The sequence below is a fragment of the Luteimonas sp. MJ250 genome (assembly GCF_039548455.1).
GTDB lineage: Bacteria > Pseudomonadota > Gammaproteobacteria > Xanthomonadales > Xanthomonadaceae > Luteimonas.
This window is the reverse complement of record NZ_JBCLVB010000011.1, coordinates 504,289-526,382: the sequence shown is the minus strand read 5'-3', so window position 1 is coordinate 526,382 and position 22,094 is coordinate 504,289. Positions and strand designations below refer to the sequence as shown.

At 71.8% G+C, this 22,094-nt stretch carries 18 protein-coding genes; 5 read left to right on the top strand and 13 right to left on the bottom strand.

All coding sequences use genetic code 11. The features are described 5' to 3' along the window. Positions 1–35: 35 nt before the first annotated feature. Both WCE37_RS09105 and gap read right to left on the bottom strand, forming a co-directional pair. Positions 36–2,750 (bottom strand): DUF2339 domain-containing protein, encoded by a 2,715-nt coding sequence (locus WCE37_RS09105; RefSeq protein ID WP_343279068.1) that lies wholly within the window; start codon positions 2,748–2,750, stop codon positions 36–38. A 600-nt stretch (positions 2,751–3,350) separates the two neighbouring features. Then, positions 3,351–4,355 carry a type I glyceraldehyde-3-phosphate dehydrogenase gene (gene gap, locus WCE37_RS09100; RefSeq protein WP_343279067.1) on the bottom strand — a complete coding sequence of 335 codons (1,005 nt, stop codon included), beginning with the start codon at positions 4,353–4,355 and terminating at the stop codon, positions 3,351–3,353. A 170-nt stretch (positions 4,356–4,525) separates the two neighbouring features. Here gap and WCE37_RS09095 point away from each other — a divergent pair, with 170 nt between their 5' ends. The 5 genes from WCE37_RS09095 to modC all read left to right on the top strand — a co-directional run bounded on the left by WCE37_RS09095 (position 4,526) and on the right by modC (position 8,410). After that, complete coding sequence (locus WCE37_RS09095) at positions 4,526–5,164, top strand: OmpW family outer membrane protein (protein WP_343279066.1); 639 nt, start codon at positions 4,526–4,528, stop codon at positions 5,162–5,164. Between the two features lie 69 nt (positions 5,165–5,233). Then, positions 5,234–6,049, top strand: a complete 816-nt coding sequence (locus WCE37_RS09090; protein ID WP_343279065.1) for a S1/P1 nuclease — start codon at positions 5,234–5,236, stop codon at positions 6,047–6,049. 133 nt (positions 6,050–6,182) lie between these two features. Continuing rightward, the gene (gene modA / locus WCE37_RS09085) at positions 6,183–6,965 is read left to right on the top strand and encodes a molybdate ABC transporter substrate-binding protein (protein ID WP_343279064.1); all 783 of its coding nucleotides are present in this window, start codon (positions 6,183–6,185) and stop codon (positions 6,963–6,965) included. Positions 6,966–6,993: 28 nt separating this feature from the next. After that, a complete protein-coding gene (gene modB / locus WCE37_RS09080) occupies positions 6,994–7,698 on the top strand; it encodes a molybdate ABC transporter permease subunit (RefSeq protein ID WP_343254689.1) in 705 nt (234 codons plus the stop codon). 91 nt (positions 7,699–7,789) lie between these two features. Next, positions 7,790–8,410 (top strand): molybdenum ABC transporter ATP-binding protein, encoded by a 621-nt coding sequence (gene modC, locus WCE37_RS09075; RefSeq protein WP_343254690.1) that lies wholly within the window; start codon positions 7,790–7,792, stop codon positions 8,408–8,410. Positions 8,411–8,418: 8 nt separating this feature from the next. Here modC and WCE37_RS09070 read toward each other — a convergent pair whose 3' ends face one another. The 11 genes from WCE37_RS09070 to WCE37_RS09020 form a co-directional block, all read right to left on the bottom strand. After that, positions 8,419–9,921 (bottom strand): TonB family protein, encoded by a 1,503-nt coding sequence (locus WCE37_RS09070; RefSeq protein WP_343279063.1) that lies wholly within the window; start codon positions 9,919–9,921, stop codon positions 8,419–8,421. Beyond that, entirely contained in the window at positions 9,911–10,279 is a 369-nt protein-coding gene (locus tag WCE37_RS09065; RefSeq protein WP_343254692.1) for a BlaI/MecI/CopY family transcriptional regulator, read from the bottom strand. The genes WCE37_RS09070 and WCE37_RS09065 overlap by 11 nt, the downstream gene beginning before the upstream one ends. A 186-nt stretch (positions 10,280–10,465) precedes the next feature. Continuing rightward, entirely contained in the window at positions 10,466–11,569 is a 1,104-nt protein-coding gene (locus WCE37_RS09060) for a PLP-dependent cysteine synthase family protein (RefSeq protein ID WP_343279062.1), read from the bottom strand. A 22-nt stretch (positions 11,570–11,591) separates the two neighbouring features. Beyond that, positions 11,592–13,580 carry a transketolase gene (gene tkt / locus WCE37_RS09055; RefSeq protein ID WP_343279061.1) on the bottom strand — a complete coding sequence of 663 codons (1,989 nt, stop codon included), beginning with the start codon at positions 13,578–13,580 and terminating at the stop codon, positions 11,592–11,594. Between the two features lie 35 nt (positions 13,581–13,615). Beyond that, positions 13,616–14,971, bottom strand: coding sequence for a dicarboxylate/amino acid:cation symporter (locus WCE37_RS09050; RefSeq protein WP_343279060.1), 1,356 nt, complete (start codon positions 14,969–14,971; stop codon positions 13,616–13,618). A 60-nt stretch (positions 14,972–15,031) separates the two neighbouring features. Further along, positions 15,032–16,702: a BatD family protein gene (locus WCE37_RS09045; protein WP_343279059.1), complete on the bottom strand. Its 1,671-nt coding sequence runs from the start codon at positions 16,700–16,702 to the stop codon at positions 15,032–15,034. 4 nt (positions 16,703–16,706) lie between these two features. Continuing rightward, positions 16,707–18,512: a VWA domain-containing protein gene (locus WCE37_RS09040; protein WP_343279058.1), complete on the bottom strand. Its 1,806-nt coding sequence runs from the start codon at positions 18,510–18,512 to the stop codon at positions 16,707–16,709. Continuing rightward, complete coding sequence (locus tag WCE37_RS09035) at positions 18,509–19,522, bottom strand: VWA domain-containing protein (RefSeq protein ID WP_343279057.1); 1,014 nt, start codon at positions 19,520–19,522, stop codon at positions 18,509–18,511. Before WCE37_RS09035 ends, WCE37_RS09040 begins: the two co-directional genes overlap by 4 nt. Next, positions 19,519–19,974 (bottom strand): DUF4381 family protein, encoded by a 456-nt coding sequence (locus tag WCE37_RS09030; RefSeq protein ID WP_343279056.1) that lies wholly within the window; start codon positions 19,972–19,974, stop codon positions 19,519–19,521. Before WCE37_RS09030 ends, WCE37_RS09035 begins: the two co-directional genes overlap by 4 nt. Continuing rightward, positions 19,974–20,885, bottom strand: coding sequence for a DUF58 domain-containing protein (locus tag WCE37_RS09025; protein WP_343279182.1), 912 nt, complete (start codon positions 20,883–20,885; stop codon positions 19,974–19,976). The genes WCE37_RS09030 and WCE37_RS09025 overlap by 1 nt, the downstream gene beginning before the upstream one ends. Positions 20,886–20,974: 89 nt before the next feature. Then, positions 20,975–21,967, bottom strand: coding sequence for a MoxR family ATPase (locus WCE37_RS09020; RefSeq protein WP_343279055.1), 993 nt, complete (start codon positions 21,965–21,967; stop codon positions 20,975–20,977). Positions 21,968–22,094: the final 127 nt, after the last annotated feature.

Sequence of the window (22,094 nt, the reverse complement as noted above, 5' to 3'; positions counted from 1 at the left end):
GAACCCACGACGCTGGGTGTCCCTGCCCGGGTTGCTCAGACGCCTGCCGGAGCCTCCGCCGCGGCAGCGTCCGGGTCGGCGCCTGCGCGCGGCGGCGCCGGCGCGAACCAGCCGACCAGCGTGCACAGCAGGCCGTAAGCCATGAACGAGCCGATGCCCAGCAGGTTGCCCAGGTGCTGGCGATCGACCAGCACCAGCTTGGCCAGCACCAGCGCCATCAGCACCGCGCCCGCCAGCCACAGCGTGCGCTGGCCGCGCCGCGATCCCGCGATCCAGCCGCCGACCCCGAGCACGCTCCAGACCACGGTGAGCGCGGTGTGCGCCAGGCTGCTTGACCACAGCCCCTCGCCCCAGGGCGCACCGCCCCAGTGATGCACCGCGCGCAGGGTCACGCAGGTCGCCAGCACGAAGCCGGCCGCCGACACTGCGGCGATTCGCCGCCGCGCGAACTCCACCGGCGCCAGCGCCGACCAAAGCCAGCATGCGAACAGCCCCAGCGCCACGAGCTGGGCAAGATCGAGCGGGTTGAGCAGTGGCAGCCAGGGCAGCGGCGCACTGTCGCCGGCATCGCGCAGGGCGCGCAGCCAGCCCAGGCCCACCACGGCCAGGGACACGCCGATCAGCGCGCCGCGCGATGCATCGAAACCCGCACCCAGCGGCTGCCGCAGCCAGCGCCAGCGGAACTGCAGCAGCGCCGCCAGCACCAGCCATGGCAGGGCGGGCAGCGCCAGCTGCCAGCCGCCGCCCAAGGCCTGCGCACGCGCCCACTCACCCGCCGCCAGCGAAAGCACCAGCGGCCACAGCAGCCACCAGGCGAACTGCGCCCAGATTGCAAAGCGTCCGCCATCTCCACGCAGGCTCACCAGACTCTGCACCCCGCAGGCGGCAAAGAGCAGCCAGGCCGCCGCGCCCCAGCCTGCAAGCGGTTGGCCACGAATCCCGAGCTGGGCGAGTGCCAGCGGGGCCGCCAGCACGAAGGTGCCGAGCACGGTCAGCGCCAGCGCCGTCGCAGGACGACGACGATGCACCAGCGCCGCCAGTACGGCGGTCACCGCCGATGCAGCCAGCAGCGCGTCGGCGCGCAGCGCGTACGCGACATGCGCGCCCACTTCGTGCAGCACGTTGCCGCACCACCAGGCCAGGCCCCAGCAATAGAACGCCGCCGCGGCCGGTGATCGCCCGACGCCGCGATACCACCACGCGCTGGCGAAGCCGGCCAGCGCCAGCAGCAGGGCGCCGGTGAACACCGGATTGGCGAGCGCAGTCGCAGGCCGGGGCAGGTCGGCCACGCCGATGGAAAACGCCACTGCCGCTGCGATCTGGAGACCGGCACCGGCCCATTGCGGCAGCCGACGTTGCTGGCGCAGGCCCAGCCAGACCAGCGCCGCGCCTTCGATCGCGAACACCGCCGCCGTCGCACGTGCCGAGAGCGCCAGCGGTACCGCCAACGTGGCAAAGCCCGCTGCGAGCAGCACGTAGGATTCGCCGAGCACTGGATGCGCGCCGCGCCGCTGCCACAACGCGAACGCGGCATAGAGCGCCGCCAGCCCGAGCGCACAGATCGCCAGGGGCATGCGCTCGCCTTCAAGCAGCGCCGCCTGCAGGCTGAACGCCACCAGCGGCGTGCCGAACAGCATGCAGCCGTCGACCACGTCGCGCCGGCCGGGCGCACGCTTGCGCGCGTAGAGGATCGGCAGCAGCAGGTAGAAGGCGAAAAACAGCAGCAGGAACGGCTGCGTGCTGGCGTATTTGCCCGGGTCGTAGGCAAGCACGCCCCAGGCCACGCCGATGCCCCAGGTGAATACCCAGCCCAGCAGGTTGAGTTCGCGCCACGGGCGCAGCCAGGCGATCGCGAAGATCGCGGCGTTGAGCAGCGCGTAGTACGAAAACAGCACCACGTGGTTGCCGCTGCCGGTGGACAGCCAGATCGGCGCCAGGAAGCCGGCCAGGATGCCGAGCACCGCCATCGTGCGCGACCCCTGCAGCACCGCCAGCACGCCCAGCGCCGTCACCAGTCCCACGCTGAGCGCGAACGCGGCGCCCGCCGGCAGCATTCCATGGAGCTTGAACGCGGCGAACACCACCAGCAGCAGCACGCCGATCGCACCGCCCTGCACCGCCAGCGCGAAGCTGCGGTGGCTTTCACGCTTGCGCCACGCGAACGCCAGCGCGGCCAGTGCCGCCAGCGCAATGGCCGCCAGGCGCATGCCGATGGGCAGCGTCAGCCAGCCCTGGTCGCTGGCGTACTTGAGCAGCGCCGCCACGCCGGCCAGCAGCACCAGCATGCCGACCTTCACCGGCACGTTGCCTTCGGTGAACCAGCGCCTGGCCATCGTGGCCAGACGATCCAGCGCGGGCGGAGATCCGGGCACGGGCCGTGCCGTTCCGGGAACCGGTTCGATGCGCGGCGGCGGCGGCATGGCGCGTGCCGGCGCGGCGGGCGGCCTCGACGCCGCGACAGCCGCCGGTTCAGCGGTCGATCGCGCAGCGTCGGCGTGGGCCGGGGTCGACCCGCGCAGCGGCGGCTCCGCGGGCCTGGCGGCTGCTGCGGGCGCGCCAGCCGCGGCTCCGCGCCGTGCCGACGCGCCTTGCGCAGCCAGCTCCGTCCATTCCCCCGCGCGTAGTCGCCCCAGCTCGCCTTCCAGTTCGCCGACGCGCCGCTTCAGGTTGCCGAGCGCCACAAGCACCACGACCAGCAGCACGGGCAGCGCCAATACGGCGAGCGCCAACAGCATGAGCATCGATTCCATTCCCCGGATCCCGCCTCCGCCGCATCCGCGGCCCCGGCCGGAACATTAACCGACGACTCCGTTGTCGTGCGCGCTGCCCGTCCCGCGCAGGAGGTGTACTCCCTAACGCTCCGTTGTGGGTGTGCGCTGCCCGTCCCGCGCACAGGGGGTGTGCTGCGCCGGCGTCTCCGCGTCCTGCTCCCAGCGCCGGGCGCCGGCCATCCATGGCCGGCTCTCCGCACACCCCCTGTACGCGGGACGGGCTCCGGTCTTCTTTGGCTTCGGGACGGAGGTCAAGAGCGTCGCGACTGGAAGGTCCTGGTGGTTACGAACCGACCGGCTCGACCTCGACGTTGCGACCTTGCCCTCCACCAGATCGCGAAACAGGTCGAGCCCGCCGCGGATGCAGGGGGGGATGCCCAGAGCCGGCCATGGATGGCCGGCGCCCGGAACTGGGAGCAGGAAGCGCATATTCCGGCTGGGCATCCCCCCCTGCGTCCGCGGCGGGCGGCGCACGCCCCAACGGAGCGCACGCCTTCTATACCTTCCGCGAGGCAGAGAAGAACCAGAAAGAAGCCCCGCACTGGGCGGGGCTTCGGATATTGCCTTGGCGTTGCGCGCTTACTTCGCCGCCACCACGCGGGCCAGCTCCAGGCACTTGGTGGAATAGCCCCACTCGTTGTCGTACCAGGCCACCAGCTTGACGAAGGTGTCGTCGAGCTGGATGCCGGCTTCGGCGTCGAAGATCGAGGTGCGGGTGTCGCCGCGGAAATCGGTGGCCACCACCTTGTCCTCGGTGTAGCCGAGGATGCCCTTCAGCGCGCCTTCCGACTGCGCCTTCATCTCGGCCTTGATCTCTTCGTAGCTCGCACCCTTCTCCAGCTCGACGGTCAGGTCGACCACCGAGACATCCGAGGTCGGGATCCGGAACGACATGCCGGTGAGCTTGCCGTTGAGCTCCGGGATCACCTTGCCCACGGCCTTGGCCGCGCCGGTGCTCGACGGAATGATGTTCTCGAGGATGCCGCGGCCACCGCGCCAGTCCTTGTTGGACGGGCCGTCAACCACCTTCTGGCTGGCGGTCGCGGCGTGCACCGTGGTCATCAAGCCGCGCTTGATGCCCCATTTGTCGTGCAGCACCTTGGCCAGCGGCGCCAGGCAGTTGGTGGTGCACGAGGCGTTGGAGACGATCGCCTCGCCGGCATACTTTTCGTGGTTCACGCCGTAGACGAACATCGGCGTGTCGTCCTTCGACGGCGCCGACAGAATCACCTTCTTCGCGCCCGCATCCAGGTGCTTCTGCGCGCTCGCCTTGTCGAGGAACAGGCCGGTGGACTCGATCACCACCTCGGCGCCGACTTCGTCCCACTTGAGATTGGCCGGGTCGCGCTCCTGGGTCAGGCGGATGCGCTTGCCGTTGACCACCAGGGTGTCGCCGTCGACCGACACTTGGCCGTCGAAGCGACCGTGCACGGAGTCGTACTTCAGCATGTAGGCCAGGTAGTCCGGCTCAAGCAGGTCGTTGATGGCCACGATCTCGATGTCGCTGCCGAAATTCTCCACCGCCGAACGCAGGACGTTGCGCCCGATGCGGCCGAAACCGTTGATGCCTACCTTGATCGCCATGGAATGCTGACTCCGTAGTGCCGCGCGCCGCGGCAGGGATGGGTGGAACACGCAGAACGCCTATTTTAGCAGGCCCGGACGGGTCCGGCCCCGGACTTGACCACGATCAATGCGGCGCCGTATGGGACAGCGGACCATGGCGGCATCCTCCACAGAGAACAGGTGCCTCGATGGCCCGCAACATCCGCTCCCTCTCCCTTCCGCTGCTCGCCCTTGCCGTCGCCGGCACCCTCGCCGCCCCGGCCGCCTTCGCACAGTCCGCCGGCGACTGGACCGTCGCCGTCGGCGCGCACCAGGTCAACCCGGATTCCGACAACGGCAAGCTTGCCGCCGGCACCCTGCCGCTGGACATCGGCTCCAGCACGCGCCCGACCATCGCCGTCGAGTATTTCGTGCGCGACAACCTGGGCCTGGAAGTGCTGGCCGCACTGCCGTTCCAGCACGACATCAGCATCGACGGCCTCGGCCGCGTGGGCAGCACCAAGCACCTGCCGCCGACCGTCAGCCTGCAGTACCACTTCAACGGCCAGGGCACGATCTCGCCGCTGCTGGGCGTGGGCCTGAACTACACCACCTTTTTCAGCGAAGACGCCCGCGGCGCGCTTGCGGGTTCGAAGCTCGAGCTTGACGACTCCTTCGGCCTGGCGCTGCACGCCGGCGTCGACTTCAAGCTCGGCGAAAAGGGCGCGATCCGCGTCGACGTGCGCTGGATGGACATCGACAGCGACGTCAGCCTCGACGGCGTGAAGCTGGGCAGCGCGAAGATCGACCCGCTGGTCTACGGCGCCGCCTACGTCATGCGCTTCTGATCCGCCCCGGCGGGCTCGGCGGGTGCATGCGGCTAGAATCGCCGCATGCACCCGAACCGAGTCCCCCGAATGCATCGATACCTCTCCCTCCTCGCGCTTGCCGGCGCCCTGTTCGCCGGCGACGCCCTGGCCTGGAGCGCCGAAGGCCACCGCATCGTCGCCCGCATCGCCGAGGCCGGCCTCACGCCCGCGGCCCGCGCCGAGGTCGACCGCCTGCTCGCCGCCGAGCCCGACCCGACCCTGGCCGGCATCTCCACCTGGGCCGACGAACTGCGCGACACCGACCCCGTAGTCGCCAAACGCACGGCCAAGTGGCACTACATCAACTTCGATGGCCGCTGCGGTTTCGAGCCGCCGAAGGACTGTCCGGGCAACAACTGCGTGGTTACCCAGGCCAACCTGATGTTCGGCGTCCTGGCCAACCGCGACAAGGACGACGCCTCGCGCACCGCTGCGCTGAAGTGGGTCGTGCACCTCATCGGCGACCTGCACCAGCCGATGCACGCCAGCATGCGCGACGACAAGGGCGGCAACGACTACCAGGTGAACCTGGACGGTGAAGGCAGCAACATGCACCGCATCTGGGACGGCACCATCATCGAGCGCCGCGCGCTGGGGGCGGAGGCCTACGCCACCGAACTGCTGCTGCAGCCCCTGCCCGACGACCCGACCCTGGCCTCCGACCGCCCAACCCTGGAATGGGCGCTTGAATCCTGCCGCCTGGTGGAGTCCGGCGATCTCTATCCGGCCGAGGGCACGCACGTGATCGACGAGGCCTTCCTCGACGCGCAGCTGCCGCTGGCCGAACGCCGGCTGCGCGAAGCCGGCTATCGCCTGGCGATGATGCTCAACTACGCCCTGGCGCGGCCCAAGAACGTCCCGTGACCGCCGCGACCGTCGTCCACCCGTTCCACCATGCCGGCACCGGCAGCGCCGGTGCCCTGCCCGAACCGCAGGGGTAACGGCATCCGCTATCTCGACGTCCCGCTGGACACCCTTTGGATCCCCGACGATGTTGATGTCCCGACGCGCCATGATCGCCCTTTGCGGGCTCGCCGCCGCTGCCGCACTGTGCGCTGCACCCTCCGCGCACGCGGCCGACGGGCCGCTGACCGTGTTCGCCGCGGCCAGCCTCAAGGAGTCGATGGACGAAGCCGCCGACGCGTACGCCGCCGCCACCGGGCAGCAGGTGCGGGTGTCCTATGCCGCCAGCTCCGCGCTCGCGCGGCAGGTCGCGCAGGGCGCGCCGGCGGACGTCTTCGTCTCCGCCGACCTCGAATGGATGGACGAGCTGCAGGGCAAGGGCCTGGTCGACGCCGGGACCCGCAGCGAGCTGCTCGGCAACACCCTGGTGCTGGTGGCGCCCGCGGCATCGGGTCCAACCGTGGTCAAGCTGCAGCAGGGCCTGGACCTGCGTCCGCTGCTGGGTGAACGCGGGCGCATCGCGCTGGGCATGGTCGACAGCGTGCCGGCCGGCAAGTACGCCAGGGCCGGCTTCGAATCCCTGGGCATGTGGGAGGCGCTTGAGCCACGCGTGGCCGGCGTCGAGAACGTGCGCGCGGCGCTGATGCTGGTGGCACGGAGCGAGGCGCCGCTGGGCGTGGTCTACGCCAGCGACGCACAGGCCGAACCGCGGGTGCGCGTGCTGGCCACGTTCCCGTCCCGGTCGCATCCGGAGATCGTCTATCCGGCGGCGCGCGTGACCGCGAGCCGGCATCCGCACGCAGCCAGCTTCGTGCGCTGGCTGCAGGATGCAGAAGCGCGCGCGATCTTCGCCCGCCACGGCTTCAGCCTGCGCTGAAGCGCCGAGCCGGAACGCCGACCACGCAATGCCCGACTTCAGCCCCGCCGAACTCGCAGCGATCGCACTCAGCCTGAAGGTGGCCTGTGTCGCCGCGCTGGCCAGCCTGCCAGCCGGGATCGCGCTCGCCTGGCTGCTGGCACGCCGGCGCTTCCCGGGCAAGGCGCTGCTCGACGCGCTGGTGCACCTGCCGCTGGTGCTGCCGCCGGTGGTGGTCGGCTATGCCCTGCTGGTGGTCTTCGGCAGCCAGGGTGCGGTCGGCGCCTTCCTGGCCGAGCACTTCGGGATCACGTTCGCGTTCCGCTGGACCGGCGCGGCGCTGGCCAGCGCGATCATGGGTTTCCCGCTGATGGTGCGCGCGATCCGGCTGTCGATCGAGTCGGTCGACCGCCGCCTGGAGCATGCCGCCGCCACCCTTGGCGCCAGCCCCTGGCGCGTCTTCGCCACCATCACCCTGCCCCTGGCCTGGCCGGGCATTGTCGCCGGCGGCGTGCTGGCGTTTGCCAAGGCGCTGGGCGAGTTCGGCGCCACGATCACCTTCGTGTCCAACATCCCGGGCGAGACCCAGACCATCTCGTCGGCCATCTACGAGCTGATGCAGGTCCCCGGCGGCGAGCTGGGAATCTGGCGGATGGCGGTGGTGGCGGTGGCGATCTCGCTGCTGGCGCTGCTGGCCTCGGAATGGCTGGTGCAGCGGCAGCACGGGCGTCGCGACGATGGGGATGAGGCATGAGCAGCCCATGCCTGGCTTCCGGGCACTGCCTTCGACAGCCACGCCGGAGCGCTGCGGCCGCAGCGCCCGATACAGGGCAGGAAGCCGGCCGATGCTGAGCCTGGACATCGAGCTGCGCCGCGGCCGTTTCCAGCGCCATCTGCGGATCGAGGACGGCGCGCGCGTGGTCGCGCTGGTCGGGCCATCCGGCTCGGGCAAGACCACGGTGCTCAATGCCATCGCCGGGCTGGTCACGCCGCGTGCCGGGCGCATCGAGGTCGACGGCCGCGTGCTGTTCGACAGCGCGCGCCGGATCAACCTGCCCGTGCATCGGCGCCGCGTGGGCTACGTGTTCCAGGATGCGCGGCTGTTCCCGCACCTCGACGTGCGCGGCAACCTGCTTTACGGCCGCCACGCGATGGCGGGAACCGGCAGGCGCTTCGAACTCGACGCCGTAGTCACCCTGCTCGGCATCGAATCGCTGCTGCCACGGCGGACCGCGAACCTCTCCGGCGGCGAGGCGCAGCGCGTGGCCATCGGCCGCGCCCTGCTGTCACAGCCGGCGATCCTGCTGTTCGACGAGCCGCTGTCCGCGCTCGACCAGGCGCGCCGCGAGGAGCTGATTCCGTACCTGCAGCGGGTCCGTGACGAGGTGCGGCTGCCGATGCTCTACGTCAGCCACCATCCCGACGAGGTCCGCCGGCTGGCCGAGGCCGTGCACCGGCTTGACTGACGCGCGCCTCAGCGCCCGGGCGATCCGGTCGCGGCCACGCCGCAGTGCACGCTGGATGACCCGGCGTCCTGCATGACCAGCCTGTCGCAGACCAGCTCCCTCAGCGGGCTTTCGCCCCCCACGTCCATCTGCATCCAGCCGACCTCCTCGTCCACGGGCCCGGGGACGGGGTCCGGCGCTTCGAAATCGACCGGGACACGCACCCAGCCCTCCACGGGCCTGCCGTCCTGGAGCGCCGGCTGCAGCCTCCACTTCCTGGCGGCTTCCACGGTGGCGGCATCGAACACGCCCGCCGGCTCCGACTGCTCCACCACGACATCCTTGACGCGGCCCCCGGTGTCGACCAGCAGTTTCAGCACCACACGACCGCCTTGCCCCGCCGCGACGGCATCGGCCGGGTAGCGCGGCGGCGGCATGGCCGGGGCTGCAGGCGGTGGAGGCGGCGGTGCAGCGGCGGGCCGGGCCGGCGCCGGGGGCGCTGGCGGCGATGGTGCATCGGCGGGCCGGGCGGCCGCCGGGGGCGCTGGCGGCGCGACCGGCGGTACGGGTGCCTGCGCGATGGCGGGCTGCGGCGGTGGCGGTGGCGGCGCGGCGTCGGGGGCCGCCGCCGGGCGTACGGCCCAGGCCGCGTAGCTGCAGGCCGACAGGACGAGGCCCAGGGCCACGAGGCCGGTGCGTCGACGGCTGGAGCCGGGTTGTGGTCGCTTCAACATGAGGATTCGCTCCTTCAGGGATTGGCTGGACTGCCAATGGCAGCCGACCGGCAGTCCAGGGACGGCCAGCTGCACGTTCAACATCGCGTCCGCGTAGCGGCGGCGGGCGTGGGGATGGCGCGCAAGCACGGTGGCGTCGCAGGCCAGTTCCTGGTCGAGGCGGAAGCTCCGCTCGGCCAGGTGCATGAGCGGGTTGAACCACTGCAGGCAGCGCAGCGCCACGGCCGCCAGGTTGGCGCGGGTATCGCCGCGCGCCAGATGGGCGCGCTCGTGGGCGATGACCAGCGCGGCCTCCGCCGCCGCGTGGCATGCCTCGAAGTCGACCGGCAGCACGATGCGCGGTCGCAGCGCGCCCACCACCGCGGGGCCATGTACGCGCTCGCCGCGCCAATGGCCTGCGGCATCGCGCTCCAGCGGGCCCAGACCGGCAACGAAGCGCCGCTGCTGGCGCGCCGCCCGCCATGCCGCCAGCACCGCGCCGGACAGCCATGCAGCGACCAGCACCAGCGCCCAGTCGATGCCGTGGACCCCGGCCATGGCCCGCGACGGATCCGCCGAAGCCACTACCAGCACGCCCGGATGCAGGGACACCAGGTCCGGAGCCAGCCCCTGGCCCACGCCGGGCCGCGGCAGCGCGGCCGCGAACAGCGACAGCGGCACCAGCGCCCATGCCCCGTACGCCACGCGAACACCAAAGGCGCGGCGCACCGGGCGCCGCAGCGCCAGCACCAGCAGGACGGCCGCCGTGGCGGCCAGGCTGCCGTCGACGAGCCATCGCAAGAGCGTGTCAGCGCCCATCATCAAGCTCCTCGACCAGCCGGCGCAGCTCATCGATATCGGTCTGGCTGAGCTTGCCGCGCTCGCTGAAGTGCGCCACCAGCGGTGCCACGCGGCCTCCAAACAGGCGGTCGAGCACGCCCTCGCTCTGCTGCGCGACCCATGCCTCCCGGCCCAGCACCGGCGAGTAGAGGTAGCGCCGGCCGTCGCGCTCGGCTCGCACCGCGCCCTTCTTCAGCAGGCGGTTGAGCAGGGTCTTGATGGTCGGCTCGGCCCAGTCGCTTTGCCCGGACAGGCGCGCCACCACGTCTTCGGCGGCGAGCGGGTGCTCGCTCCAGAGGATTTCCATCACCACGGCTTCGGCATCGCTGATCGACATATCGATTACACCTGTAAACATCAAGATCGATTACAGGCGTAAATGTTTGTGATGTCAAGTGCCGGGTGCCGGACCGTCGCGATGGCTTTCCGGCGCTGGCGCGGTGAAGGGGTCGCAGCTGTAGCTGCTCCTGCAGGTGCGGGTTCGGCGAGCGGAGCAGGCCTGGCTCCGGCGAGCCGATACCGCTCAGGCTTCGCCGAGGGGATCCAGGCCTTCGAGGCCGCCACCCGCTACAGCGGCGGCGATCGCGGCGTCGGAATGCTCCGTGTCGATGCCGTTGGCCGCGTACCAGGCCGGCGCGTAGTAGCTGTGCGCGTAGCGGTCGCCGGCGTCGCAGAGGATGGTGACGATCGAACCGTCGCGGCCTTCCTCGCGCATGCGCCGCGCCGCGTGCAGCACGCCGACGAAGTTGGTGCCGGTGGAGCCGCCCACGCGCCGGCCCAGCGTGGCGCTGACGTGGCGCATTCCGGCCAGCGCCAGCGCATCGGGCACCTTGACCATGCCGTCGATGCAGCTTGGGATGAAACTCGCCTCCACGCGCGGCCGGCCGATGCCTTCCACCCGCGAGCCGCAGGGGTGGGTGAACTCGCGCCAGGGCTCGTCGGCCAGCGCTGCGTGGTAGGCCCGGTGGAACACCGACTCCTGCGGGTCCGCGCACAGCACGCGCGTGTCGTGGCGGCGGTAGCGCGCGTAGCGGCCAAGCGTGGCCGCGGTGCCACCGGTGCCCGGGCTGCACACGATCCAGGCCGGCACCGGGTGCGGCTCTTCGGCCATCTGGCGGAAGATCGACTCGGCGATGTTGTTGTTCGCGCGCCAGTCGGTGGCGCGCTCGGCGTAGGTGAACTGGTCCATGAAATGACCGCCGGTGTCCTGCGCCACGCGGTGCGACTCGGCGTCCAGGCCGCAGGCGGTGTCGACCAGTCGGCAGCGGCCGCCGTGGAACTCGATCGCGGCGATCTTCTCCGGCGAGGTCGAGGCGGGGATCACGGCGATGAAGGGCAGGCCCAGCAGGCGCGCGAAATACGCTTCCGAGACCGCGGTCGAACCGCTGGACGCTTCGACCACCGGCCGCCCTTCGCGCAGCCAGCCGTTGGCCAGCGCGTACAGGAACAGTGAGCGCGCCAGCCGGTGCTTCAGGCTGCCGGTGGGGTGGCTGGACTCGTCCTTCAGGTAGACATCGATGCCCGGATAGCCGGGCAGCGGCATCGGGATCAGGTGGGTGTCGGCCGACCGGTTGAAGTCGGCCTCGATGGTGTGGATGGCGCGCGCCACCCACTCACGCTGTGCCATGTCGCCGTGCTCCCCGCGCGCCTTACAGCGCGCGCGCGGCGGCGACCACCGCCTCGACGGTGAAGCCGAAGTGCGGGAACAGCACCTCGGCCGGCGCGCTGGCACCGAAGCGGTCGATGCCGATCACGGCGCCGTCCAGGCCCACGTACTTGCGCCAGAAGTCGGACACGCCGGCTTCCACGGCGACGCGCTTGCGGCAGGCATTCGGCAGCACCGATTCGCGCCAGGCCGCGTCCTGGCGATCGAAGACATCGCTGGAGGGCATGGACACCACGCGCACGGTGTCGCCGAGCTGCGCGGCGGCATCCATCGCAAGGCCGACTTCCGAGCCGGTGGCGATCAGGATGATTTCAGGCGCGCCGACCGAATCCTTCAGCACGTAGCCGCCGCGCGCGATCGCCGCAACCTGGGCTGCGTCGCGCGCCTGCGGCGCAAGGTTCTGGCGCGAGAACACCAGGCAGCTGGGGCCGTTGCCGCGTTCGATGGCGGCCTTCCAGCACACCGCGGATTCGACCGCGTCGCAGGGGCGCCAGACGTCGTTGCCGGGGATGTATCGCAGGCTTGCCATGTGTTCGATCGGCTGGTGCGTCGGGCCGTCCTCGCCCAGGCCGATGGAGTCGTGGGTGTAGACGTGGATCGCGTGCGCGCCCATCAGCGCGCTCATGCGCACGGCGTTGCGGGCGTAGTCGCTGAACACCAGGAAGGTGGCGTCGTAGGGGATGAAGCCGCCGTGCACCGCAAGACCGTTCGAGATCGCGGTCATCGCGAACTCGCGCACGCCGTAATAGATGTAGTTGGCGTCCGGATCGTCACCGGCCACCGACCTGCTGCCGCTCCACAGGGTGAGGTTCGAGCCGGCGAGGTCGGCCGAACCGCCGATGAGCTCCGGCAGCAGCGGCGCAAAGGCTTCGATCGCCATCTGCGAGGCCTTGCGCGAGGCAACCTTGGGGCTCTCGGCCTGCAGCTTGGCGATGTACGCATCCGCGGCGGCGGCAAAGCCGTCCGGGAGATCGCCGTGCGAACGGCGGGTCAGCTCCGCGGCCAGCTCCGGATGGCGCTGCGCGTAACCGTCGAACATCCGGTTCCACTGCTCCTCGCGCACGGTGCCGGCATTGTTCGCGCGCCAGCCGTCGCGGATCGCCTGCGGGATCTCGAAGTCGCCGTGTTCCCAGCCCAGCGCCTTGCGCGTGGCGGCGATCTCGTCCTTGCCCAGCGGCGCACCGTGCGACGACTCCTTGCCCGCCTTGGCCGGCGAGCCGAAGCCGATGGTGGTGCGGCAGCAGACCAGCACCGGCTTGTCGTCGTGCTGCATCGCCTTGTCGATCGCGGCCTTGATCGAATCCGCATCGTGGCCGTCGACGTTGCGGATCACGCGCCAGCCGTAGGCCTCGAAGCGCGCGGGAGTGTCGTCGGTAAACCAGCCGGCGGTATCGCCGTCAATCGAGATGCGGTTGTCGTCCCAGAACGCGACCAGCTTGCCCAGGCCCCAGGTTCCGGCGAGTGAAGCGGCCTCGTGGCTGATGCCCTCCATCAGGCAGCCGTCGCCCATGAACGCCCAGGTGCGGTGGTCGACGACCGCGTGCTCGGGGCGGTTGAAGCGCTGCGCCATCAGCTTTTCGGCCAGCGCGAAGCCGACGGCGTTGGCGAAGCCCTGGCCCAGCGGCCCGGTGGTGGTCTCGACGCCACCGGTGACGAAGTTTTCCGGATGCCCCGGGGTGCGGTGGCCGAGCTGGCGGAAGTGCTTCAGCTCTTCCAGCGACAGGTCGTAGCCGGACAGGTGCAGCAGCGCGTACTGCAGCATCGAACCATGCCCGTTGGACAGCACGAAGCGGTCGCGGTTGAACCACTTCGGGTTGCCCGGATTGTGGTTCAGATAGTCGTTCCACAGCACTTCGGCGATGTCGGCCATGCCCATGGGCATGCCGGGATGGCCGGAGTTGGCCGCCTGGACGGCGTCCATGGCGAGGATGCGGATGGCATTGGCGAGGTCGCGGCGGCTGGGGCTGGTCATGGGGTCTCGGGCGGCTGGGACGGCGGACGAAGCCGTCATTGTCCCACCCCCTGCCCGCCGAGTCTCCCGCGGGGTTCCCCGTCCGACAGGTCGAGCGGCGCGTCCGCCTCGCCCTTCGACACGATCGCGGCGATGCCGAGGTCGCCGGTGACATTGACCGTGGTCCGGCACATGTCGAGGAAGTGGTTCACGCCCAGGATCAGGCCGATGCCTTCCGGCGGCACGCCGACCATCGCGCAGATCAGCGCCACCACCGGCAGCGAGCCCGAGGGCACGCCGGCGGTGCCGATGCCGCCGAGGATGCAGACCAGCATCACCATGAACTGCTGGCCGAGGGTGAGATCCACGCCGAAGAACTGCGCCAGGAAAATCACCGTCACGCCCTCGAACAGCGCGGTGCCGTTCTGGTTGGCGGTGGCACCGATGGTCAGCACGAAACGCGAGACCTTCGACGGCAGGTGCAGCTCCTCGTCGGCCACCTTCAGCGCCGTCGGCAGCGTTGCGTTGCTGGACGCGGTGGAGAAGGCCATCAGCATCGCTTCCTGCACGCCCTTGAAGAACTTCAGCGGCGAATAGCCGCCGATGAACTTCAGCGCCAGCGAATAGGTCACCACCATGTGCAGGAACAGCGCCCCGACCACCACCAGCACGAAGGCGCCCAGGCGCAGCAGCAGGTCCCAGCCGAACAACGCGGCGAGGTTGAACATGAAGCAGAACACCGCTACCGGCGCCATGCGGATGATCAGGCCGATCAGGGTCATCGATATTTCGAAGATGCCTTCGATGCCGCGGCGCAGCGTGCGGATCGGCGCGGTATCCGGGCTCATCACGACGCCGATGCCGAACATCAGCGCAAAGAACATCAGCGCCAGGATGTTGGCGTTGTTGGCCGCCGCGCCGACCACGTTCTGCGGCACGATGTCGAGCAGCATCTGCATGCCCGAGGGCTGCTCGCCGCTGTCGCGGACGATGGCCGCGGCGCGCTCGGCGCCCTCGCTCAGAAGCTGCTGCGCAAGCACCGGGTCGACGCCCTCGCCGGGCTTGAACACGTTCACCATGACCAGGCCCAGCAGCACGGCAATGCCCGAGAACACCACGGTGCAGACCAGGGTGCGCCAGCCGATGCGCCCGAGCGACTTCACGTCGCCCATCTCCGAGACGCCGACCACCAGCGCAGAAAACAAGAGCGGCACGATCATCATGAAGATGAGGCTGAGGAACAGGGTCGACAGCGGCTGGGTCACGTAGCGCGTCAGGCCCTGCACCCAGGCGGCATCGGCACCGGCGACGTAGTGCACGAACAGGCCGAGGACCAGGCCGGCGACGAAGCCGATGGCGATCTTCCAGTGCAGCGGCATGCGCTGGCGGCTGGGCGCGGTCGGCTCGGTCATGCGGTGTTCCCCGGAACGGTGTGGACGGCGGAGCTTAGCAAAGCGCCCCGCCGCGGCAGTTCAGCGCGGATAGAGCGGCGGCAGCGGTCCATCGGCACCGGGGTCTTGCGCCACCCAGTCGGGTCCGCGCGCGAAGGCCTCGCGCACCGCGGCGCGGGCCTGCGCCGCGGTGCCCTCGCCTTGGCCCCAGCGCGCGCGCTGCAGCCCGGCGACCGCGTCGCGCTGCGGACCGGCCACCAACCTTCGCGACAGCGCGTCGAGGTCGGCGGCGGGCGGCGAGGCCAGCGCGCACAGGGCGTCGGCAACATCGCCCAGGTCGCCGGTATCGAGCGCCTTGCGGAGCATGGGCGATGGCCCCGCGCGACGAGCCGGCGTGGCGCCGGCGGCCGCTTCCCCGGCCCCGTCCCGGACGCCTGCACTGGCACCCGCACGCTGCCGCAGGCCCAGCGCCCAGCCCAGGGTCAGCAGCCATAGCAGGGCGAACGCCACCGTCGCCAGCGCCCAGGTGCGTACTTCTCCCTGCACGCCGGGCACGCGCATCCATCCCCCGTCGCGCGGCGACGCCGCGGTGGCGTCACCGCCCGATGCCGATGCCGCGACGTCGAGCTCCAGCGGCGGCAGCGTCGCCACGCGTGCGCGATCGGCATCCACGTCCCACCACTGCAGGCGCGGCGCCTCGATGCGGACGCGACCCTCGCGCGCGGGCAGGATCGAGAAGCGGCGCACCATGCGCACGCGTGGCCGGCCGTCCTCGACGGTCTCGTCGTGCTGCGCGGGTTCGGGGAACACCTGCGCGCCCTGGTCGGCGCCGAGCACCGGCGGCTCGATCTGGGCGGCGATCGCGCCATCGGCGACCAGCTCCAGTTCGACCGTGAACGCATCGCCCGCGCGCGCCGCGGTGGGCGTCTCCAGCCAGCGCAGCCGCAGCCCGTGCAGGGGCAGCCAGGGCCGGACCGCCGCGTCGGGCATCGGCTTGGTGTCCAGCACGATCGCCGGGCCGTCGGCGGCCAGTGCACGCTGGCCATCGCCGAACAGGTCGTCGAGCCAGCCGCCCACGCCGCGGCCGCGGAAGCGCGCCGGGGGCAGCTCGATCCGGCCGCTGCGCTCGGGCACCAGCAGGTAGTTGCGTTCGACCACTTGGAAGCGGCGGCCATCGACCTCCCGCGTGTACTGCAGGTCGCTGCCGACGCGCTGCAGGGACGCGCCATCGGGTTCCGGCTGGTCCAGCTGTCCGGACACCAGCCGCGCCGAGTAGTACAGCCGCAGGCGCAGCCCCACGGGCTGCTGCACATAGGGCGCGATGTCGTCGACCTCGGCCTCGATGTAGGCCGGTCCGCGTGCACGGGCCGGCGCCGCGCGCGCGGCGGTGACCGTAAGCACGACGGGCGCTGTGCGTTCGCTGCCGACCCGCAGCGCCGGGATCGTGATCCTGCCCTCGCGCTCCGGCTGCAGCGCCACCGCGTACAGCGTGCGGGCAACCGTTTGCCCGCCGCGCTGCACGAAGGACTGGCGGCTGCTGCGCTGTTCGATGCGGAAGTCGTCCTCGAGCGGCGCGTAGTCCGGACGGCCGCCGCCGTCGGTCTCGACGTTGAGGGTGACGGTCTCGCCGAGTTCGATGCCGTCGCGATCCAGCCAGGCGCGGACCTCGGCGTGGGCGAGGCCGGGGACGAGCATGGCCAGCAGCAGGAGCAGCGTGAGCGGCCGGCGGAAGGCCTTGGACAGGATGGGCATGCGGTCAGCGCTCCCCGGCGCGGCGGCGCAGGTGTTCGTTGCGGAAGCGGGCGCGCAGCAGCGCCCCGGGGTCGTCGGGCACGCGGCGCAGCCAGGCGGCGTTGGCCTGTTCGCGCTCGTCGGCTGCGGTGGACTCGCTGCGTTCGGACGCGTTGTGCTGGTCGTCCGCTTCGCTGCCGGCACCGCGCGCGGTGCCGGCGTCGAGGGCACGCTGCATGGCTTCGCGCTGGGCGTCATCGGCGGCCTGCTGGCGGGCGCGGGCATCGGCGTCGCTGTCGTCGCCAGGCGCAGGTGGCGGTCCGGCATTCGCGTCGGCATCCCCGGGCGGCTGCGGCCTTGGCGCGGACGGGTCACCCTCCTGCTCTTTGCCCGCGTCGTCATCAGGCGGGGCGCGTCCGTCATCGCCGCGGTCACCGGCCTCGTCGCCCGCGCCCCGGTCGCCCTTGCCACCATCGGGAGGCATGTCGCCGCCGCCGGCGCCGCCGCTCGGCGGCTCGCGGTCCATCACGGCTTCGACAGCGGCGCGGTTGGCCACCGCGTCGGACATGTCGGGGGCTTCGCGCAGAGCCTCGTCGTAAGCGGCGATCGCCTCTTCGTAGCGGCCCGCGCGGGCCAGGGCATTGCCGCGGTTGTAGGCGGCGTCGGCGCCTGGCAGGTCGGCGAAGCCGCGCGCCGCGGCCGCGAAGTCGCCTTCGCGATAGGCGGCCTCGGCTTCGACGCTGCGTGCGTGTGCGGCCTGGTCCGCACGGCGCCATGCATCGGCCACAGGCGGCCCGGCGCCGGCTGCGAGGGCCGGCTGCATCGGCAGCACCATGCAAAGCGCCAGCACCGCCAGCACGCCGCCGCGCCGGAAGGCGGCCAGCAGCAGGAGCATCGCCAGCGGCAGCAGCCAGTAGCCGCCGTCCTCGCGCACCAGGCCGCGCGAACCATCGGCGGCCACTGCGCCCGTGCCGGCATCCGCGGCGCCACCGCCGCCCAGCGCGGCGAGGACCTGCCCCGGCGCTTCATCCCAGCCGTGGACGCGGCCACCTCCTGCCGCGGCCAGCGCGCGCAGGGACCCGGGGTCAAGTGCGCTGCGATGGATCTCGCCGTCGCGGCCGCGATAGCCGGCGCCGGCTTCGGTGCCCATCGCCAGCACCGAGACGCGATAGCCATCGGCCGCGGCGCGGGTCGCGGTGCGAACAGCAGCGCGTCCGGCCTCCGGGGCCAGCAGCAGGATGTCGCCGCGGGCATGCCCGGCCCGGGCCAGCAGTTCGCGTGCGCGGTCGATGGCGCGCTCGGGTCGCTGGCCATCCACCGGCATCACCTCGGGTGCCAGGGCATCGAGGAAGACGGCGACGTTGTCGGGATCGGAGGTGACCGGCGACACCACGAAGGCATCGTCGGCGTAGGCCACCAGCGCAACCTCGCCGGCATGCGCGTGCAGCAGGGCGTCGATCCTGGCGCGGGCCTGCGCCAGGCGCGAAGGCTGGAGGTCGTTGGCCAGGGTCGCGCTGGACAGGTCAAGCACGATGACCAGGGCACTGCCGCCGCCCTGCAGCGGCTGCGGCACGCCGCGCCAGCCTGGTCCGGCCAGGGCGACGATCGCCACGGCCAGGCCCGCGAGCGTGGCGAGGCCGGCCAGCGAGCTGTCGCGCCCGCCGCCGCGGGCATCGAGCAGGTGCGGCAGAAGATGTGCATCGACCGCCGTGCGCCAGCCGCTGCGCCGGCGCGCGCGCTGCCTCCAGGCCCAGGCCAGCAGCGGCAGGAACAGCAGCGCCAGCAGCCAGGCCGGGCGCAGGAACTGGAGGTCGGCGAACGGCAGCGTCATCGTCCACCCCTCCGCCACGCCTGCGCCGCTGCAAGCAGACCGGCGAACAGTGCCAGGGCCAGCGGCCAGTGGTAGCGCTCGAGGCGGGGGCGCATGGCCTCGCCCGGCGCCTCGACCGGTTCGATGCGGTCGATCTCAGCGTAGATGCCGGCCAGGGCTTCGGTGTCGCGGGCGCGGAAGCTGCGGCCACCGGTCATCTCCGCAATCCGAGCCAGCGACTCCTCATCGATCTCGCTGCCGCCCGAGGGCAGGCGGAAGCCGAACACCGACAGCTGTTCTCCACTGCCGCCGAAAGCGATGGTGTGGATGCGCACGCCCTCATCGCGGGCGATTTCAGCGGCCTTCAGCGGATCGAGGGCGCCGGCGGTGTTGACGCCATCGGTGAGCAGCACCAGCACGCGCTCGCCTTCGCTCTGCGCCTGCAGGCGCTTGACCCCGAGCCCGATCGCATCGCCGATGGCAGTTTCGCGACCGGCCAACGAGACCTCGGTCGCCAGCAGCTGCTCACGCACGGTGCCGAGGTCGGCGGTGGCCGGCGCCAGCACGTAGGCGCCGCGGCCGAATACGAGCAGGCCGACGCGGTCGCCCTCGCGCCGGTCGAGGAAATCGGCGATCACCGCCCTGGCCGCGGCAAGCCGGTCGACCACTTCGTTGCCGACCAGCATGTCGCGCTCGCCCATGCTTGCCGAGAGATCAACGGCAAGCATCAGTTCGCGCGCGCTGTGCGGCGGCTGCACGACCTCGCCCCACGCCAGCGGTCGGGCCGCGGCCAGGCACAGCAGCGCCCAGCCGAGCCAGGCCAGCCACGGCTGTCCGGCCGTGCTCCTGCGCAGACCGGACGGGGCGGAGATCGTTGCCAGACGCGCGGCCCAGGGCACGCGCAGCGCCGGTCCGGTGTCGCGCAGCGGCGGCAGCAGAGCCCGCAACAGCAGGGGCAGAGGCAGCGCGAGCAGAAGCCAGGGCCAGGCGAAGCCCGCGAACGCCGGCCAGGCGGAAGACAGCGCACTCATTTGCGGCCCTCCATCCATTCGACGAAGCGCTCGCGCGCGACGTGGCGCAGGTCGGCCACTTCCGAAGCATCCGCGTCACGCCGGAACGGGCCTTCAACCAACAGGGTCCCACGGGCGCCGTCAAAGCGCGTGGTCCCGCGGCCGGCATCCAGGAACGCGAGCCAAGCCTGGCCTTGCAGGCGATCCGCCGCGGGGTCGCGCAGCCGCGCCGCACGGCGCAGCAGGGCCGAGATCGCGGCGACGGACGCGGCGGGTCCTGCCGCGGCGTCCACCTCGGCGTCGAACAGGGCCTGAAGCCGGCGACGGCGGCGGGCGCGCCACCAGCGCCAGGCGATGGTCGCGGCCAGCACCAGCAGCAGCGCTGCGGCCAGCATCCACCAGCCCGGTGCCGGCGGCCACCACGGCGGGGCCGTCGACAGGTGGATGTCGCGCAGGAGCAGCCCGTCGTCCATCAGCCGCGTCCCGCCCCTGTGGCCGCGAGCCAGGCGTCGCTCGGCGCGTCGGACGACAGCGGTATCGCGCGCACGCCGCGCGCGGCCAGGGCCGCGACCGTGGCCGATACGCTGCCCGCGAACGCCTCCTGCCAGCGCCGGCGCTGGGGATCGGCGGCCAGGTCCAGGTCGATGCGCGGGCCGGACGCCTGCCCCGCGCCCCCGGCTGCGAACGCAAGCAGGGCTTCGGGCGGCGCAGTTTCCAGCGGGTCGGTCAGCAGCAGCACCACAACCTGGCTGTGCGCAGCCAGCGCCGGCCAGCGCGCGGGGGGAATAGCGGCAACGCTGGCCGGGTCGGCCAGCACCAGCAGCCGCGAGCCGGGACGCAGCAGGCGGCGGGCATGGTCGAGGGCGACATCGAGGCCCGCATCGGCATCGGGCGGTCGTGCATACCAGCGCACCAGGGCGTCCAGGACGCGCAGTGCGCCGCGCGCGCCCGACGCTGCGGGAACTGGCGGTGAAGCATCGCTGCCGCGGAGCGCGGCGATGCGGTCGCCGTCGGCCACCGCGCGCCATGCCGCGACCGCGCCGGCGCGCGCAGCCTGCACCGACTTGAAGCGCACGCGGGTGCCGAAATACAGCGCCGGCGCAGTGTCGGCCACGATCAGGCTGAGTCGCTCGCGCTCGGCCTGGAACAGCTTCGTGTGCGGCTTGCCGCTGCGGGCGGTCAGGCGCCAGTCGATGTGGCGCGCGTCGTCGCCGATCGCATAGCCGCGCGACTCCGCGTATTCCATGCCCCGCCCGCGAAGTGCCGAAGGCGCCTGGGCGCGCAGGCCCGCAGCCCCGCGACGCGCTGCGCCCCGCGCCTGGGCCAGGCCGCGCAGGGCGATCAGCTCGGGAAGGGTTGGAGCGATGCCATCACCCTCGCGTATTGAGTGCCCTACTGGTGCTGGAGTCTCCGGCGGCGTTCCGGCGCGGGTCCGCAATCGCCCGCGCACGGCGTCGACCACGGCGCCGCCAATCACGGCAGCGGCACCTGCGCCAGCAGGGCCTGCACCAGGCGTTCTCCGTCCCAGCCCTCGGCGGTGGCCTCGTAGCTGGGCAGGATGCGGTGGCGGAGGACATCGGGCGCGACCGCACGCACGTCGTCCGGGGTTACGAAGTCACGCCCCGCAAGCCAGGCGTGGGCGCGCGCACAGCGCTCCAGCGCGATCGAGCCGCGGGGACTGGCCCCCCATGCAATGCGCTGCGCGAGCGCCTGGTCATAGCGCGCGGCGTCGCGCGAGGCGAGCACGATTTCGATGAGGTAGCGCTCGACTGCGGGCGCCATGTGCAGCGCCAGCACGGTGGAGCGCGCGGCCAACACGTCGGCCTGCGAGATGCGGTCGGCGGGAACCGACGGCGCCTCCAGCATCGCGATCGCGCGATCGCGCGCCAGGCGCAGGATCGCGGCCTCGGCCTCCGCTTCCGGATAGCCGACGCGGACGTGCATCAGGAAACGGTCGAGCTGGGCTTCAGGCAGCGGAAACGTGCCCTCCTGCTCGATCGGGTTCTGGGTCGCCATGACCAGGAACAGCGCCGGCAGCGCATAGGTCTGCCGACCCACGGTCACCTGCCGCTCGCCCATCGCCTCGAGCAGCGCCGACTGCACCTTCGCCGGAGCGCGGTTGACCTCGTCGGCCAGCAGCAGCGAGTGGAAGACGGGGCCGGGAAGGAACTCGAAGCGGCCGTCCTGCGGGCGCCAGACCTCGGTCCCGGTCAGGTCCCCGGGCAGCAGGTCGGGGGTGAACTGGACGCGGGCGAAGTCGGCTTCGATCCGCGCGGCCAGCGCACGGATGGCGCTGGTCTTGGCCAGCCCGGGCGCACCCTCCACCAGCAGGTGGCCGTCGGCCAGCAGCGCCACCAGCAGGCGCTCCACAAGCGCCGCCTGGCCGATGATTTCTTCCGCGAGCGCGTCGCGGAGGCTGGTGAACAGGCCGTGGAGCCGGGCACCCTCGTCGCTGGTCGTTTCCATTGCAAGCCGATCTGCGGCGCGGGCTGCGCCGGGACCAGTTTGACCCCAAGCGGGCCCGATGGTTCAAGCACCGCTGGTCACTGGAACGACGACGGGGCCACAAGGGCCCCGTCGCGGGTCATGCCTG